Below are 15471 nucleotides of genomic sequence, written 5' to 3'. Positions count from 1 at the left end.
CTTCATCGACGCCCGATCTGGATGCCGGCGGATCGTATCCGCCGCCATGTGCCACGATCAGCAATGCCCGCCATTTCCGCTTTCCCACGCGAAGCAATTTCAACCGCAACCGGGATTTCGCATCCCGCATGTCAGGTCGATGATTGACGCGTTTTGATCAGGAGACAGCCATGACCGCACTGACCCTCGAAAAAGCCAAGCACATCATCGACGCCGCCTTCGCCAAGGGCGCCGAGCTGAAGCTCAAGCCGCTCGGCGTTTCCGTGCTGGACGCCGGCGCGCATCTCGTCGCCTTCCAGCGTCAGGACGGAGCCTCGTTCCTGCGCCCGCAAATGTCGGCCGGCAAGGCCTATGGCGCGCTCGCCATCGGCATGGGCTCGCGCCGTGTCGAGGCTTTCGCCAAGGAGCGGCCGCATCTCGTCGCCGGCATTTCCGACGTCTCCGGTGGACGCGTGTTGCCGGTCGTCGGCGGCGTGCTGATCCGCGACAAGGCAGGCGCCGTCATCGGCGCCGTCGGAATTTCGGGAGATACGTCGGACAATGACGAAGCCGCCGCCATCGCCGGCATCGAAGCGGCGGGCTTCACCGCCGATCCGGGCTGAGGGGGAGCTTCGTCATCCCAGGGCGAAGCAGGAACGAAACTCCGTCGCGAAGACCCTGGGATCCATGCCGCGACCTTTGCCGCAAGTGTAAGCGGAGCAGAATTCTGAACCGTTGCAACGCCTTAGCTTCACGGAATGGATCCCAGGGTCTGCGCCGCGTCGCTTCGCTCCTTGCTTCGCCCCAGGATGACGACCAGAAAGAGCAGCCACGCCAATCGCGAACGGATGCGACCATCCAACGAAGGCGGCTAGTTCAAATTTATGTCTCTACTCGCCGACCGCATCGACACCGAAAACCCGGCCAGCACATCGAACAGGGCGATCACCATCAGCGTGAAGAAGACGGAGTGCGCCGCGCCCTTCACCAGCAGGAACTCGACCAGGAACGCCACGAAGACCAGCGTCGACAACAGATGGTCCATGATCGAGGCGTTCGTGGTGCGCACCGACTTCACCATTTCGAGGAACAGGAAGATCAGCCCGATCACCACCATCAGGTCGCCGAGCGTCATCGAGAACACCCCGCCCGACATCATGCTGAACGAGAAGATCTCGGTCGCCCACGGATCGTCGCCGCTGCCGAATATTCCGAGGAGTCCGAGATTGTAGGCCACGAAGGGCACGATCAGCAGCGGGATGGCACCGAACATCAGGCGTCTCCTCTAGCAATTCCAGGAAAGCGGTTTCCCAAGGAATTGCCTAAACAATGGGGGCACCTTCTGTAGAATGCCCCGCAGGCACGCCGTCAAGATTTTTCGCTAGCGCCCGCAAACACGGAAAAAGACCGCGCGAAACAACCCTGTCAGCCACAGTTGCCCCGGCTGACCACCGACACGCCGGGATTCAGCGCTTGAACTGGCCTGTCCGCACGGCGGCGCCGATAGCGTTGAGGATGAAAAGGCCGGCGGTCATCGAGGTGATCTCGTTGACGTCGCGCGCCGGCGCGATCTCGACGATGTCGATGCCGACGACACGTCCCTTGGCGAACAGCCCCTTGATCAGTTCGATCGTCTGCCGGTAGCTGATGCCGCCAGGCGCCGGGCCTTCGACCGCCGGCATGACAGCGGGATCGAGACCGTCGGCATCGATGGTCAGGTAATAGCGGCCACGGTCCGGGATGCGCTTGAGCAGCGCCGCCGTACCGATATCCTGCCATTCATTGGCGGTGACGATGTTGGAGCCGTAGGCGCGGGCCGCCTCGACCTCCTCGAGCCGGGCGCTGCCCTGGCCGCGGATGCCGAGCTGGAAAATCCCGGCTATATGCGCCATCTCCGAAGCGCGGCGGATGGGGCTGGAATAGCCTTCCCTGACCCCGTTGACATTGTCGCGCCAGTCGAGATGGGCATCGATCTGAACCAGGGTGATCGGCCCTTCGCCGTCAAGCGCCCGCAGGATCGGGATCGGAATGCCGTGATCGCCGCCAATGGTGATCGGCAAGGCGCCGGCGACGCGGATCTTTCGGATCGCCGCTTCGGCCAACCTGTAGTGGCCGCCGGCGGCATCGCCGGGGACATCGCCGACATCGACCACCTTGACGTCCTGCCCGTCGAACAGGGTTCCGCCAATGTCGAAATCATAGCGGTCGAGCCCGAGGCTGATGCGCTGCGAGGCGCGCCGCACCGCCGTCGGCGCGTTGGTCTGGTCGTTGACCAACTCGTCGATCGTGTAGGGACTGCCGTAAGGCATGCCGATGATGGCGACATCCGCCTTCAGCGCATCGAGGTCCTCGACCAGCGGGAAGTTCATGAAGGTCTGGCAGATATCGCGCGGTGCTGTGGTGAGCTTGGTCATGCGGTCCCTCTGAAGCCGGCCGATCATCGCGCGGAAGCGCCGCGACAAGGCATCACTCAATACAGCACCGCCGCCGCAGCTTGTATCGCCACGGACGCCCGGTCTTTGGCATAGTTGGCGGCGCGACGCGCACCAAACGCAAAAAAACCGGCCAATGGCCGGTTCTTTTGGCATTCAAACCCTTCGAAAGCTGGTCTCAGCTTTCCTTGGGCGTCAGCACCTGGCGACCGCGATACATGCCGGTCTTCAGGTCGATATGGTGCGGGCGGCGCATTTCGCCGGAATTCTTGTCCTCGACATAGGTCGGGGCCTTGAGAGCGTCGGCCGAGCGGCGCATGCCGCGCTTGGACGGAGAGGTTTTTCGTTTCGGAACGGCCATGGATATGCTCCACTACATGGTCAAAATGCCCCGATAGCCCTCGTGAAAGGGCCGCGTCAGGGCCATAATCTGAGAAAGTCGGGTGCCTATACACGCCCTGCGCCGTTTTGGCCAGCACCGTGGCGATTTTTTTTGAACTGGCAGCGGTTCTACCTAATCAAGACAACCGACATACGCGCCCGAACGGCCGGCGCGGCGTTCGATCAGCGACGCCAGCCGCCGCAGACCCGGACCGGGCTTGGCCGGATTGCGGGCGATCGGATTGGGCAGCGAGACGGCCAGCAATGCCGCCTGCCGCCGCGACAGCTGTTTGGCCGAAACGCCGAAATGGTGCTGCGCCGCCGCCTCGATGCCGTAAATGCCCGGCCCCCATTCGGCGATGTTGAGGTAGATCTCCATGATCCGCCGTTTCGACATCACCGCGTCGAAATAGACGGCCAGCGGCAGTTCGACCACCTTGCGCACCGAGCCCAGCGGCCGCGACCACAGGAAAAGGTTCTTCACCGTCTGCATGGTGATGGTCGAGGCGCCGCGCGTCGCCTCGCCGGCCAGCGCATCGTCGACGACGCCGCGCAATTCGCCGAGATCGATGCCGCGATGGAAGCAGAATTGCCCGTCCTCCGACATGATCACCGAATTGGCCAGCACCGGGGACACATCGTCGATCGACACCCAGCGCCGGTCGTAACCGGAGAAGGTCGCGAGGTCTTTGACCATCAAGGTCGATATCGGATGCACGAAGGACGGCAGATAGAGGAAGGTCAGCACAATGGGTATCGCCGCCAGCACGACGGCGACGACCAGGCCGCGCCGTGCCAGGCGCTTCAGACCGGCGCGGTTCACGCGCCTTGGTCGCGCCATCTCAAACCCTTCGGTTTCATGATCGACGATCGGTTCCGTCAAGCCGCCCCCACCCGCGCCACTCTCCCGCCTCCGGCATAATGGCGCGAGGCTTCTTGCGCAACGTCTGAGTGTCGGCTACCGCTCCCGGCCATGACGAAAGACGAGCAATTGGCCTTTGAGGCCGCACTTCTGGGGCGGGCGGCGGCGATCGAGGCCGGGCTCAGGCTGCTGCTCGACGGCCGCACGCTTGCCGGCGAGATCGCCCGGCCGGAGCGTCTGATGGCGGCCATGCGCCATGGCGTGCTGAACGGCGGCAAGCGGCTGCGCCCCTTCCTGGTCATGGAAAGTGCCGCCCTTTTCGGCGCCGATGGCGAGGCGTCGCTTCGCGTGGCGACAGCGCTCGAATGCGTGCATTGCTATTCGCTGATCCATGACGATCTGCCTGCCATGGACGACGACGATCTGCGCCGCGGCCAGCCGACCGTGCACAAGGCCTTCGATGAAGCCACCGCCATACTTGCCGGCGATGCGCTTCTGACGCTTGCCTTCGATGTCCTCGCCGATGAGGCGACGGCGCTGCCGGCGGAGCGCAGGGCGGCACTGGTACTGGCGCTGGCGCGCGCGGCCGGCACTGGGGGCATGGTCGGCGGGCAGACGCTCGATCTCGAAGCCGAGCGCAACAGGCCGGACGAAGCCGGCATTATCCGGCTGCAGGCGATGAAAACCGGCGCGCTGATCCGCTTCGCCTGCGAAGCCGGCGCGATCATTGCCGGCGCCGCACCGCAGAACCGCGACCGGCTGGCCGAATTCGGCTCGGCGGTCGGGCTTGCCTTCCAGCTCGCCGACGACCTGCTCGACCTGACCGCCGATGCCAGCCAGATGGGCAAGGCGACCGGCAAGGACGCAGCCGCCGGCAAGGCGACGCTGGTGGCGCTGCATGGCGCGAACTGGGCGCGCAGCCAGCTCCATGGGCTGGTCAAGCAGGCCCATGAATTGCTTGAGCCATACGGTGAACAGGCATCCTTGCTGAAGGCAGCGGCAAGCTTCGTGGCAATCCGCAACAACTGAGGTTTGGGCAATCGGATGCCGAACCGTTTTCGGAATTTGTCGGCCTTGCGCTGCCTGCTTGGTGTCTCTCAAATGCCCCAAAGCAACTGGGCGCGCTATCTGACCTTGACGACGACCTTGCCCTTGGCGCGTCCTGTTTCGACGTAAGCCAGCGCCTCATTGGTCGCTTCAAAAGGAAAGACCCTGTCGACGACCGGGCGAATCGCCCCATCTTCGATGAGGGACGTGATTTTGCTCAGCTGCTCACCTTGCGCCGACATGAACAGGAACGAAAATCCCACGCCCCGGCGCTTGGCTTTGGTCCTGATACCACGGCTCAGCAGCCGCAGCAGCAGCCTTAGCACCACGTTCAGTCTCTGTTTCCTGGCAAATTCGGGATCCGGAGGACCGGAAATCGAGATGAGCTTCCCACCCGGTTTCAGCACAGTCAGGGATTTCTCAAGCGTCTTGGCGTCCTGGCTGTTCAGGACGACGTCGTAGCCCGACAGGATTTTCTCGAAGTCGTCCTTCCTGTAGTCGACGACGACATCGGCGCCGAGATCCCTGACCAGATCGTTGCTTGCCGCGCCCGCTGTTGTCGCAACGATCGCGCCGAGGTGCTTTGCCAACTGGATGGCGAATGTCCCCACGCCGCCGGAGCCAGCCTGGATGAAGATCTTCTGGCCTGTCTTCAGACCCGCCCTCTCGATGAGAGCCTGCCAGGCGGTCAGACCGACCAGCGGGATCGAGGCCGCCTCTTCCATGCTGAGGTTCGCCGGCTTCAGCGCCACGTCGGCTTCATCGATTGCGATGAATTCGGCGAATGTCCCGATCCGGCCGTCGGGCGGCCGCGCATAGACGGCGTCGCCGGGTTTGAATTTGCGGACTTTCGAGCCCACCCTGACAACCCTCCCGGCAACGTCGTGACCGAGGATGAAGGGCCGGCGATAGGGAAGGACGAGTTTGAATTCGCCGGTCCTGATTTTGGAATCCAGCAGGTTCACCCCGGCGGCATGGACCTCGACCAGGACGTCATTGTCCAGCAGCTCCGGCTCCGGCATCTCGGCCAGCCGCAAAATGCCTTTCTTGCTATATTTATCGACAACGAATGCCTTCATGGCAGTGACTTTCTGAGAGTGTCGGTTGGTGTGCCGTTTGTGTGTGAGATTCTCCGTCCCACCGTTGTTCAGACCGGCAGGCGGAACTGCTTGCGCAAGGTCTTGTCGAACATCCCCGCGGGGGCGAAGCGGCGCAGCAGGCTGACCTGGCGCGCTGCCTTCCCTGCGGTATAGCGCCGTCGCGGACGGGCGTCGGTCGCTGCCTTGACGACCACATCCGCCACCACTTCCGGCCGATCGGCTTTGGGCATCACATCGGCAAGCAGCGCCTTGAGACCGGCGCGCGCCTGATCGTAGTCCTTCAACAGGGAATCCGGCTCGATGCCGTTCTGGTCGAAGACGGTGCGCACGAATGCCGGCTCGATGACCGAGACGCGAATGTTGAAGGCGCGAACCTCATGATCGAGCGATTCCGAATAGCCCTCCAGCGCGTGCTTGACCGCGGAGTAGTGCGCTGAGTATGGCGCGGGCACCAATCCCAGAATCGAGCCGATGTTGACGATGCGCCCTTGGCCGCGGCGCCGCATCGACGGCAACACCGCATTGGTCATGCGCATGACGCCGAACAGATTGACGTCGAACAGAGCCTGCACCTGTGCGACCGAAGATTCCTCGGCGCCGCCAAGCAGGCCGACACCGGCATTGTTGACCAAGAGGTCGATGCGGCCGGTCTGGGCCAGCACGGTTGAAACCAGGGCGCTGACCGACTCTCCGTCGGTCACGTCGCAGGTCAGCATGGACACCTGCGCCGGGCCGTTGCCAGCCTTGCTGCGGCTTGTCCCGAAGACGGTATACCCCGCCCGCGCCAAGGCCTCGGCACTTGCGCGGCCGATGCCCGAGGAGGCTCCGGTCACGACTGCGGTTCTTCCCGAAAGGGTACTCATTTGATACTCCACAGACATGAGGGCTAGCTTTTTGCCGTTGATTGAATTATGATCGTAATATCACATTACACACATAATGCAATAGCAGAAAGGAAGAGCGCCATGCGCTACGAAAAGGGCCGAAAGGACGCCTCCCGCGATCGGATCGTGGAAGTCGCAGCCCAGCGTTTTCGCGGTGACGGCATCGCCGCGTCCGGATTGGCAGCGATCATGGGCGACGCCGGACTGACGAACGGAGCCTTCTATCCGCATTTCCAATCCAAGGCGGAGCTCGTGCGTGAAAGCCTCGTAGCGGCACTGGAGAGCCAGTCGCAGCAACTGCAGGAGGTATTGACCGCCGGTGGCCCGGAGATGGGCATAGCGGCGTATTTGTCAGCTGAGCACCGGGACAACCCGGGAGCCGGCTGCGCGTCGGCCGCCCTGTTGCCGGAACTCGCGCGTCAGCCGCTCGAAACGCGACAAGTCTATACCGAACGCTTGCTGGTTCTGGTGCGCCAGTTGTCTGCAGCGCTTCCGCAGACGAAGGATCCGGAAGCCGCCGCCCTGGGCGTCTTTGCGACCCTCATAGGCACACTTCAGCTGGCCCGCGCGGCAGCGGGGACGGATTTGTCGGATCGCATCCTTGCGGCAGGAGCAGACGCCGCGCGCAGCCTGATCCAGCCACGTGACGGCGAGAAGGCATCCTAGAGCTCGGTGGCGGCAGCGGCAAAGGGCCCTGACATCGTCCTGCGGGTCGCACACAGGAAAGGCCGGCCTTTGGAGGCAGGCCGAACCGCTATTTCGCCCGATTCAATCTCAGGTCTAGTGCAGATGCCTGAGCTTGTCGGGATTGCGCATGACATAGACGGCCGCGATCTTGCCGTCCTCGATGTCAAGCGCGGTGGTCTGCAATTCGCCATCGGCCTCCAGCGTGACGAACCCCGGCAGGCCATTGACGAAGCCGACGCGCACCAGCGTCGAGCGATTGTCGCGCAGCCAGGCCGCGACTTGCGCGTATTGCTTCATGACGGCGTCGAAGCCCAGCACCGGCGCCAAAGCCGCCGGACGCTTGCCGCCGCCATCGGCATGAGCGCTGACATCTTCCGTCAGCAGCGCGCCGAGCGCCTGCATGTCGCCGCTGCGCGATGCCGCGTAAAAGGCTTCGGCGATCTCCAGGCCACGCTGCTTCTCCACCTTGAAGCGGGGCCGCGCCTCGCGGACATGGCCCCGTGCGCGAGCGGCAAGCTGGCGGCAGGCGGCTGAATCGCGCTCGATGGCGGTCGCGACCTCCTCGAATTCCAGCCCGAACACATCGTGCAGCAGAAAGGCCGCCCGCTCGAGCGGCGAAAGCCGCTCCAGCGCCAACATCAGCGGCAAGGTGACATCTTCAAGATCGTCCTCTTCGACGATCGGCTCGGGCAGCCAAGGGCCGATATAGGTCTCGCGCTGGCGCCGCGTGGATTTGAGCTGGTCAAGGCAAAGCCGCGTCACCGTGCGGCGCAGGAACGCTTCTGGCTCGCGAACCTGCGAGCGGTCGGTCCCCATCCAGCGGATGAAGGCATCCTGCACGACATCCTCGGCGTCGCTCACCGAGCCCAGCATGCGATAGGCGACCCGCATCAGCTTCGGACGCAGCGGGCCGAAGCCCGCTGCCGCGTCGTCGGGTGCCGTCGCCGTCATCAGGCCGCCTTGGCGCTGGCGCGTATCGTTGCTGCGTCGGTGTAGAGCCCGAAGCCAACGGCGATGCGGTTCCAGCCATTGATGATGTTGATCAAAACGGTGAGCTTCACCTGCTCCTCCTCGGTGAAATGCGCCTTTAGATCATCATAGGCGCTTTCGCGGTCCTGTCCTTCCGAGAGGCGCGTCAGCGCATCGGTCCAGCCGAGCGCGGCACGCTCGCGGTCGCTGTAGCAGGGCGCTTCGCGCCAGGCCGGCAGCAGATAGATGCGCTGCTCGGTCTCGCCATTCTCGCGCGCTTCGGTGGCATGCAGATTGATGCAGTTGGCGCAGCCATTGATCTGCGACGCCCGAAGCTTCACCAGCTCGTTGAGGCTGTGCTCGAGCCCGGCGGCGACGGAGAGTTCGGTCGATGCGCGCTGCCACTGCTTGATCAGCGCAGGGGCGGCGGCGAAGAGGTCGATCTTGGCGGTCATGATTGCAGTCCTTGTGTTGGGTACGCCATCATGACGAGACAAGACCGGCCGGTGTGACATTCAGGCTGGATTTTTTCGAAGGTGCTTTCCCGGCGCGTTCAATCGTCTTTGATCAGCACGATCTTCGCCGGATCGAAATCGATCCCGACCATCGTCCCTTCCGCCACGGCGGGTGTGACATCAGGCGATGTCGCGAACAGTTCGACCGCCGGATCGCTGATCGCGATCCGGTATTCCATGTGGTCGCCGAGATACGAGCTCTTGACCACCTGGCCCTTCATGGTGCCCGCTGGCTGGCCGGGCAAGATGCGCACGGCATTCGGGCGCACAGCGAGCATCGCCGGTCCCGGAGCGTTACCGCGACCCGGCATGTCGAGCAGCAAGGGTCCGACCTTGACCCTCGCTCTGGTCGCATTGCTGGAAAGCACCTCGACGTCGAGCAGATTGGCGTCGCCCATGAAATCGGCGATGAAACGGTTGGTCGGCTCGTTGTAGAGGTCGCGCGGCGTACCGTCCTGGGCGACGCGAGCGGCGTTCATGACGATGATGCGGTCGGAGACGGCGAGCGCCTCTTCCTGGTCATGCGTGACATAGACCATGGTCAGCGCCAGATCTTGCTGCAGGCCGCGGATTTCGTCGCGCACCCGCCGGCGCAGCTTGGCGTCGAGATTGGACAGCGGCTCGTCGAACAGCAGCACCTTCGGCTCCAGTACGATGGCGCGCGCCACCGCGACGCGCTGCTGCTGGCCGCCGGACAATTCGCTCGGCTGGCGCTTCTCGTAGCCGGACAGGCCGACAAGCGACAGCTTTTCTGCGGCGCGCTCGGCTGCCTGCGCCTTGCCAAGCCCCATCGCCCGCAGGCCGTAGCTGACATTCTCCATCACGTTCATATGCGGAAACAGCGCATAGGACTGGAAAACCATGGAGACATCGCGCTCGGCGGCGGACAGCAAGGTGACGTCCTTGTCGTCGATCAGGATGCGCCCGGTGCTGGTCTGTTCCAGCCCGGCGATCAGCCTGAGCGTCGTCGTCTTGCCGCAACCCGAGGGCCCGAGCAGCGTCACCAGGCTGGCCGGCGCGATGTCGAAGCTGACGTTGTCGACGGCGGTCACCGCGCCATATTTCTTGGTGACGCCCTCGAACCGCACCGCTGGCCTGTCCGTCGCAACCGGGGCAGCAGTCTTCGCCGTCTGATCCACGCCGCTTCTCCCCATCAGATTGCTGCCACAACGGCTTCCGGACCAGGGCGGCGCCGGCCGAGCCGGCGTTCGCCGACCAGCAGCTGGATGCCGATGAGGATGACCATCATGACGACGATCATCACCGCCGAATAGACAATCGCGATGCCGTATTCGCCGACATCTGCGCGCCCGACAATGTAGACCGTGGCGAGGTTGAACCGGCCGCTCGCCAGGAAGATGACGGCGCTGACCGCCGTCACCGCGCGCACGAAACTGTAGATCATCGCGGTCACGATCGCCGGCTTCAGGATCGGCAGGATCACCCGCCGCAAGGTAGCAAAAGACCGCGCCCCAAGCGTCAGCGATGCCTCGTCCAGGCTCTTGTCAATCTGGCCGAGATTGGCGAGCCCGGCGCGGATCGCCACCGGCATGTTGCGGAAGATGAAGGAGATGACGATGATCAGCCCGGTGCCCGTCAACTGCACCGGCGGCACGTTGAAGGCAAGGATATAGCTGACGCCGATCACCGTGCCGGGAATGGCAAAGCTCATCATCGCCAGGAATTCGAACATGGTGCGCCCGGCGAAACGCTGCCGGTCGAGCAGATAGGCCGTCAGGATGCCGAGCGCCGCGGTGAACGGCATCGCCACCAGCGCCAGGCCGATGGTCATCAGCAGCGACGGCCAGGCCGAGCCGCTGAAAAACCAGCCATTGACGCCTTTCTCGATCGAAAAGGCGGTGAGGAAATATTCGAGCGTCGGCGTGTTGTCGCGCCCGATCGATTGCACGAAACCGCCGCACAGGATGATGCCGTAGACCACGATGGTCAGAACCAGCCACGGAACGACGGCGGCGTAGCAGCCGATCCGCAAGGCCTTGGGCAGCGTCGCCGGTACACCGCCATCGCCCTTGCCTGCGACGGTGACGTAGCTGCGGCTGCCGATCCAGCGACGCTGGATGACGAAGGCTGCCAGCGTGAACATCAACAGCACGATCGCCAGCACCGCCGCGCGGCCCTGGTCGTGCGCCGCACCGACCACTGCAAAGAAGATGTCGGTCGACAGCACGTTGAAGTTTCCGCCCAGCACCAGCGGATTGGCGAAATCGGCCATGCTCTCGATAAACGAAATCAGGAAGGCGCTGGCCAGCCCCGGCCGGATCAACGGCCAGGTGACGGTGCGAAACGTGCGCCAGCGGCTGGCGCGCAGGGTTTGTGATGCTTCCTCCATGCTCGGGCTGACCCCTTGCAGCACGCCGACCAGAACCAGGAAGGCGATCGGCGTGAAGGCCAGCACCTGCGCGATGGTGATGCCGGCCATGCCATAGATCCAGCGGCTGCGCGGAATGCCGAGATGCACCGACATGAGGTTGGTGACGATGCCGGCGCGGCCGAACAGCAGGATCAGCGCCAGGCCGATGACGAAGGGCGGCGTGATGATCGGCAGGATGGACAGGCCGCGCAGCAGCCATTTGGCCGGCAGCTTGGTGCGAAGCGCAATCAGCGCCAGAGCCAGCCCAAGCGCCGTGCAGAAAAAGCCGACGAGGACTGCGATCGCCACCGTGTTCCACGCCACGCCGCAGGAGCCCTCGCCATAGAGGCAGCGCAGGCTCCATATGTTGGCGCTGAAGATCTTTTCGACGAACAGCGCCGGCACGACATTGCCGTCATTGTCCTTGATGGCCGAGGTGAGGATCGACAGCAGCGGATAGGCGACGAACAGGATCAGCGAAGCAATCACGATTGAGAGCGAGCCGACGACGAAGCGGTCGCCCTTGCACCAGCCGCGCGCGGCGAGCGCCTCGGCGATGAACATCAGCATCGCCACGGCATAGAGCGCAGCGCCCCAGCCGAGCCCCGGCTGCATCGGTCCCGGCGTGCCGGCGATCTGGGTAAGCAAGCCAAATCCCCAGCCCGAATGGATGATGGAAAAGCCTTCGATGGCCAGCCACAGCAGGCCCGCCGCGCCTGCAACCGCCAGGCTCTTGGGGTTGTTGCGCGCCACTAGCCAGCTCGCCAGCAGAAGCGGCAGGACAAGCGGCAACAGCCAGGGCCGGCCACCGAGCGCCAGCATGATGGCCGGCGTCGCATCCGCCGGCTGTGCCAGCCAGTCGAACGACAGGAAGCCGCCTTCGACCTTGTACCAAGGCAAGAGAACGAAGCTCGCCCACGCGGCCATTACCCAGGCGAGCGCGCTGCGTCCAGGAGCGGAACTGACCATGGAACCGGCCGCGGCCATTCAATGTCTTTCTCTGCCAAGGATGGTGCGCCGGCTGCCGCGAAGGGCAGCCGGCGATCAGATGCTAGAGTGAGCGCAAAAGAACGCGCTCAGCCGCCATTGCGGACCTCGTCGGTGAACTTCTTCAACAGTCGCTTGCGTTCGGCCGACGAGCCGTATTTGGCGAAGTCGTAGTCGATCAGCTTGATCTTCGAGAGGTCCGGCGCCTCGGGCGGCACCGGCGTGGCGGTGTTCGACGGGATCTGGAAGCTGCCGTTCGGCGCCGCGAGCTTCTGCGCATCCGGGCTCAGCGCCCAGTCGTAGAATTTCTGCGCCTCTTCGACATGCTTGGCGCCCGTCACGATGCTCATCGAGCCGATCTCGAAGCCGGTGCCCTCGCAAGGCGAAACCACCTTCACGGCAGGGTTCTGTTTCGCGGCATTGATCACGTCGTGCTGGAAGGAGATGCCGATCAGCGTCTCGCCCTTGCCGACGGCGAGTGCCGGCGCGGCCCCTGCCTTGGTGTATTCGGCGATGTTCTTGTTGAGCTGCTTGAGATAGTCGAATGCCTTGTCCTCGCCCATCAGCTGGACGATGGTGGCAAGCATAGTCCAGGCCGTGCCCGATGAATTCGGGTCGGCCATCTCGATCTCGCCCTGGAATTCCGGCTTGACCAGATCGGCCCAGCACGCCGGAGCGGTCAGCCCGCGCTGCTTCAGATCTTCCTCATTATAGCCGTAGCCGAGCGCACCGAGATAAATGCCGACCGTGCGGTTCTTCGACCTGTCGGCCTGCTTCAGCGCCCAGTCGCGCAAGTTTGCCAGTTGCGGCGACTTGTATTCCTGGGTGAGGCCCTCTTCCGCCGCCTGCAGATGCGGGTCGCCGGTGCCGCCCCACCAGATATCGGCTTGCGGATTGTCCTTCTCGGCCCGGAGGCGGGCGTAGATTTCGCCGGCGCTCATGCGGGTCATGTCGACGCTGACGCCCGTCTCCTTCTGGTAGGTGGTCGCCATCGCCCGGCACCAGGCCTCGTCGACGGCGCAATACATTGTGAGGCTGCGGTCGGCCGCCTGGGCGGCACTCGCCAATCCGAACATGGCCAGCGCCGCGCCAAGGCCAAGCCAGGCGGCGCGCAAGCCTTGCTTACTGTCAAATGTCTTCATCGATATTCCTCCCTGTCTTCTCACTGGAAACGATCTACCCGTCGTCGAGCGGCACTCCGATCACCTGGGACAATGTCGCCGCAACACCGGGTGCTGCCGCAAGCACGGGATTGCCCTTCGCCATGCCATCGCCGTCGAGGAACCGGTTCACCCGGCCGCCGGCCTCCTCCACCAGCAGCAATCCGGCCAGGCAGTCCCACGAATTGATGTGCAGCTCGGCATAGGCATCCGAGCGGCCGTCGGCTACATAGGCCAGCCCAAGCGCCCCCGAGCCGGAGCGGCGTACATTGGCGCCGAGCGCCCACACCAGGCTCACCTTGTCGAGATACTCACGGTTCGGAATCCTCGGCGACCAGCCGAACTCGACAAAGGCGCGGTCGAACGCTTGCGTCGGCGACACATGGATCGGCGCGCCATTGCGCGTCGCGCCTTGCCCGCGACGGGCAAAGTACGTTTCGCCGACGGCCGGATTGGCAATGCCGCCGATCTCGCTGCGGCCGTCCTCGACGAAAGCTATCGAAATGCAGAAATGCGGAATACCGCGCATGAAATTGGCGGTGCCGTCGATCGGGTCGACGACCCACATGCGGGCAGAGCCGATGCCGCCGCCTTCCTCGCCCAAAAACCCGTCCTGCGGAAAAGCCTCTGCCAGCGTGGCGCGGATGTGCTCCTCGACCTTACCGTCGGTTTCAGTGAGAAAATCCTGCGGGCCTTTCATCGCCACCGGCTGGACGGCGCCCTGCCGGGCATAGCCTTCCATCGCCAGTTGCCCGGCCGTGACAAGCAGTTTCCGGCAGACCTCGGCACGCCTGTCCATCTCGGCCTTGGACAGCCGGTCCGCCTTCGGATGCGCCGCCGCCCTGCTCATGCAGCCGGTCCGGACAATCGCGCCCTCAATGCCGTCTTCGGCGAAATGGACAGGGTATTCCTCCGATGCCACTCTTGAGCCGGCTTGTATTGCACGGCTGTGCAAAGCTGTTGCATTCGGCCATGCCTGTCAAGTGCGGTGGGTGGCAATGGCAGAAGAGTTGCATTACATTGCACTGGCGTGCAAAGAATCACGAAAACAGCAGCGAGAGCGTTCGCTTGACGGTTCCGAGAATCCGCACCGGTTTTTCCAGCGCCCAGCAGGTTGCCGACCTCGCCGGAGTTTCACGCTCGGCCGTGTCACGTACCTTCACGCCCGGCGCTTCCGTTTCCGGGGAAACCCGCGAGCGGGTGATGCTGGCGGCCGAGCAACTCGGCTATCACGTCAACCATCTGGCTCGCGGCCTGATGCGGGCCTCGACCGGCATCGTCTGCCTCATCGTTGCCGATGGCGACACGCCCTATCATGCCCGCCTGCAGAAGGCGCTGACCCAACATCTGCGGGACGCCGGCAAAATGGCCATGGTGTTCAACACCTCCGGCCCCAGCCACCATGTCGACCAGGCGCTGCGCAACACGCTGAACTATCGCGCCGATGCGAGCATCGTTCTGTCCGGCTCGCCGCCGCAGTTGCTGATCCGCACCTGTCTTGAGAACGGCCAGCGGCTGGTGCTGATCAATCGCGATGACCGCTTCGACGGCCCGCACAATATCGGTGTCGACAACGCTGCAGCCGCAGAGGCAGCGCTGCATGCCTTCATCCGGGCCGGCTGTACCCGCCCCGCTTTGGTGACCTCGGCTGCCGGCACGCCCAGCCTGCTCTCCCGCGAAACCGCCTTCCTTACCGCCGCGCAGAAGGAAGGGCTGGAGGTGACCGTGTGGCGCGAGGGCCGCACCGGCTATGCCACCGGAGCCGATGGCGCCAGGCGGCTCTTTTCCGGCCGGCAGCGGCCGGATGCGGCGTTCTGCGTGACCGACCTGATTGCGTGCGGCTTTCTCGATGCGGCCCGCCACGAGTTCGGCATCAACGTACCCCGCGATCTCTGCGTCATCGGCTTTGACGACATTGAACAGGCCGACTGGGCCTCTTACCGGCTGACGACGTTCTCGCCGCCGATCGAGGAGATCGCCAGGCGCGCCGTGCGGCTCGCGACCGGCGCGCGGGAGGAGGCTGGCAGCCGCCTGATCTGCCATGCGCCCATGGTCTGGCGCAGCACGGTGAGGCCGGGCCAGGGCTGATGCGAAACA

Annotated in this window: 16 protein-coding genes; 4 read left to right on the top strand and 12 right to left on the bottom strand. The window is 64.2% G+C overall.

Annotated elements, in window-relative coordinates:
- Positions 1–170 precede the first annotated feature (170 nt).
- On the top strand, positions 171–602 hold the full coding sequence (locus tag NKI35_RS17980; RefSeq protein WP_023690074.1) for a GlcG/HbpS family heme-binding protein: 432 nt from the start codon (positions 171–173) through the stop codon (positions 600–602).
- Between the two features lie 248 nt (positions 603–850).
- Here the strand turns inward: NKI35_RS17980 and NKI35_RS17975 are convergent, their stop codons facing one another.
- The 4 genes from NKI35_RS17975 to NKI35_RS17960 form a co-directional block, all read right to left on the bottom strand.
- Positions 851–1252 (bottom strand): hypothetical protein, encoded by a 402-nt coding sequence (locus NKI35_RS17975; protein ID WP_023670154.1) that lies wholly within the window; start codon positions 1250–1252, stop codon positions 851–853.
- A gap of 193 nt (positions 1253–1445) precedes the next feature.
- Positions 1446–2393, bottom strand: coding sequence for an agmatinase (locus NKI35_RS17970; protein WP_031249426.1), 948 nt, complete (start codon positions 2391–2393; stop codon positions 1446–1448).
- Positions 2394–2589: 196 nt separating this feature from the next.
- Positions 2590–2772: a 50S ribosomal protein L32 gene (gene rpmF, locus NKI35_RS17965; RefSeq protein ID WP_008834724.1), complete on the bottom strand. Its 183-nt coding sequence runs from the start codon at positions 2770–2772 to the stop codon at positions 2590–2592.
- Positions 2773–2925: 153 nt separating this feature from the next.
- Positions 2926–3633: a biosynthetic peptidoglycan transglycosylase gene (locus NKI35_RS17960; RefSeq protein ID WP_050587122.1), complete on the bottom strand. Its 708-nt coding sequence runs from the start codon at positions 3631–3633 to the stop codon at positions 2926–2928.
- Between the two features lie 132 nt (positions 3634–3765).
- On the opposite strand from NKI35_RS17960, the gene NKI35_RS17955 reads away from it, so the two are divergent.
- Positions 3766–4683 (top strand): polyprenyl synthetase family protein, encoded by a 918-nt coding sequence (locus NKI35_RS17955; protein ID WP_352741132.1) that lies wholly within the window; start codon positions 3766–3768, stop codon positions 4681–4683.
- 95 nt (positions 4684–4778) lie between these two features.
- Here NKI35_RS17955 and NKI35_RS17950 read toward each other — a convergent pair whose 3' ends face one another.
- Positions 4779–5780: an NADP-dependent oxidoreductase gene (locus NKI35_RS17950; protein WP_352519842.1), complete on the bottom strand. Its 1002-nt coding sequence runs from the start codon at positions 5778–5780 to the stop codon at positions 4779–4781.
- Positions 5781–5848: 68 nt separating this feature from the next.
- Positions 5849–6664 (bottom strand): oxidoreductase, encoded by an 816-nt coding sequence (locus tag NKI35_RS17945; RefSeq protein ID WP_352741129.1) that lies wholly within the window; start codon positions 6662–6664, stop codon positions 5849–5851.
- Between the two features lie 102 nt (positions 6665–6766).
- On the opposite strand from NKI35_RS17945, the gene NKI35_RS17940 reads away from it, so the two are divergent.
- Positions 6767–7351, top strand: coding sequence for a TetR/AcrR family transcriptional regulator (locus tag NKI35_RS17940; RefSeq protein WP_352741127.1), 585 nt, complete (start codon positions 6767–6769; stop codon positions 7349–7351).
- Positions 7352–7465: 114 nt separating this feature from the next.
- Here NKI35_RS17940 and NKI35_RS17935 read toward each other — a convergent pair whose 3' ends face one another.
- From NKI35_RS17935 to NKI35_RS17910, 6 genes are all read right to left on the bottom strand, one after another.
- Positions 7466–8323 carry a sigma-70 family RNA polymerase sigma factor gene (locus NKI35_RS17935; protein ID WP_352741125.1) on the bottom strand — a complete coding sequence of 286 codons (858 nt, stop codon included), beginning with the start codon at positions 8321–8323 and terminating at the stop codon, positions 7466–7468.
- Positions 8323–8796: a carboxymuconolactone decarboxylase family protein gene (locus tag NKI35_RS17930; protein WP_023673089.1), complete on the bottom strand. Its 474-nt coding sequence runs from the start codon at positions 8794–8796 to the stop codon at positions 8323–8325. The genes NKI35_RS17935 and NKI35_RS17930 overlap by 1 nt, the downstream gene beginning before the upstream one ends.
- Positions 8797–8894: 98 nt before the next feature.
- Positions 8895–9995, bottom strand: a complete 1101-nt coding sequence (locus NKI35_RS17925) for an ABC transporter ATP-binding protein (RefSeq protein WP_352741123.1) — start codon at positions 9993–9995, stop codon at positions 8895–8897.
- 14 nt (positions 9996–10009) lie between these two features.
- A complete protein-coding gene (locus NKI35_RS17920; protein WP_352741121.1) occupies positions 10010–12214 on the bottom strand; it encodes an ABC transporter permease in 2205 nt (734 codons plus the stop codon).
- 89 nt (positions 12215–12303) lie between these two features.
- Positions 12304–13329 (bottom strand): ABC transporter substrate-binding protein, encoded by a 1026-nt coding sequence (locus NKI35_RS17915; protein ID WP_023706271.1) that lies wholly within the window; start codon positions 13327–13329, stop codon positions 12304–12306.
- Between the two features lie 61 nt (positions 13330–13390).
- A complete protein-coding gene (locus NKI35_RS17910; RefSeq protein WP_352741119.1) occupies positions 13391–14224 on the bottom strand; it encodes an inositol monophosphatase family protein in 834 nt (277 codons plus the stop codon).
- A 218-nt stretch (positions 14225–14442) separates the two neighbouring features.
- On the opposite strand from NKI35_RS17910, the gene NKI35_RS17905 reads away from it, so the two are divergent.
- Positions 14443–15462, top strand: a complete 1020-nt coding sequence (locus tag NKI35_RS17905; RefSeq protein WP_031195645.1) for a LacI family DNA-binding transcriptional regulator — start codon at positions 14443–14445, stop codon at positions 15460–15462.
- Positions 15463–15471 lie beyond the last annotated feature (9 nt).

This window comes from Mesorhizobium sp. M0676 (assembly GCF_040320535.1).
Taxonomy (GTDB): Bacteria; Pseudomonadota; Alphaproteobacteria; order Rhizobiales; family Rhizobiaceae; genus Mesorhizobium.
Note: the sequence above shows the minus strand (reverse complement) of the source record. Positions and strands in the feature narration are given on the sequence as shown.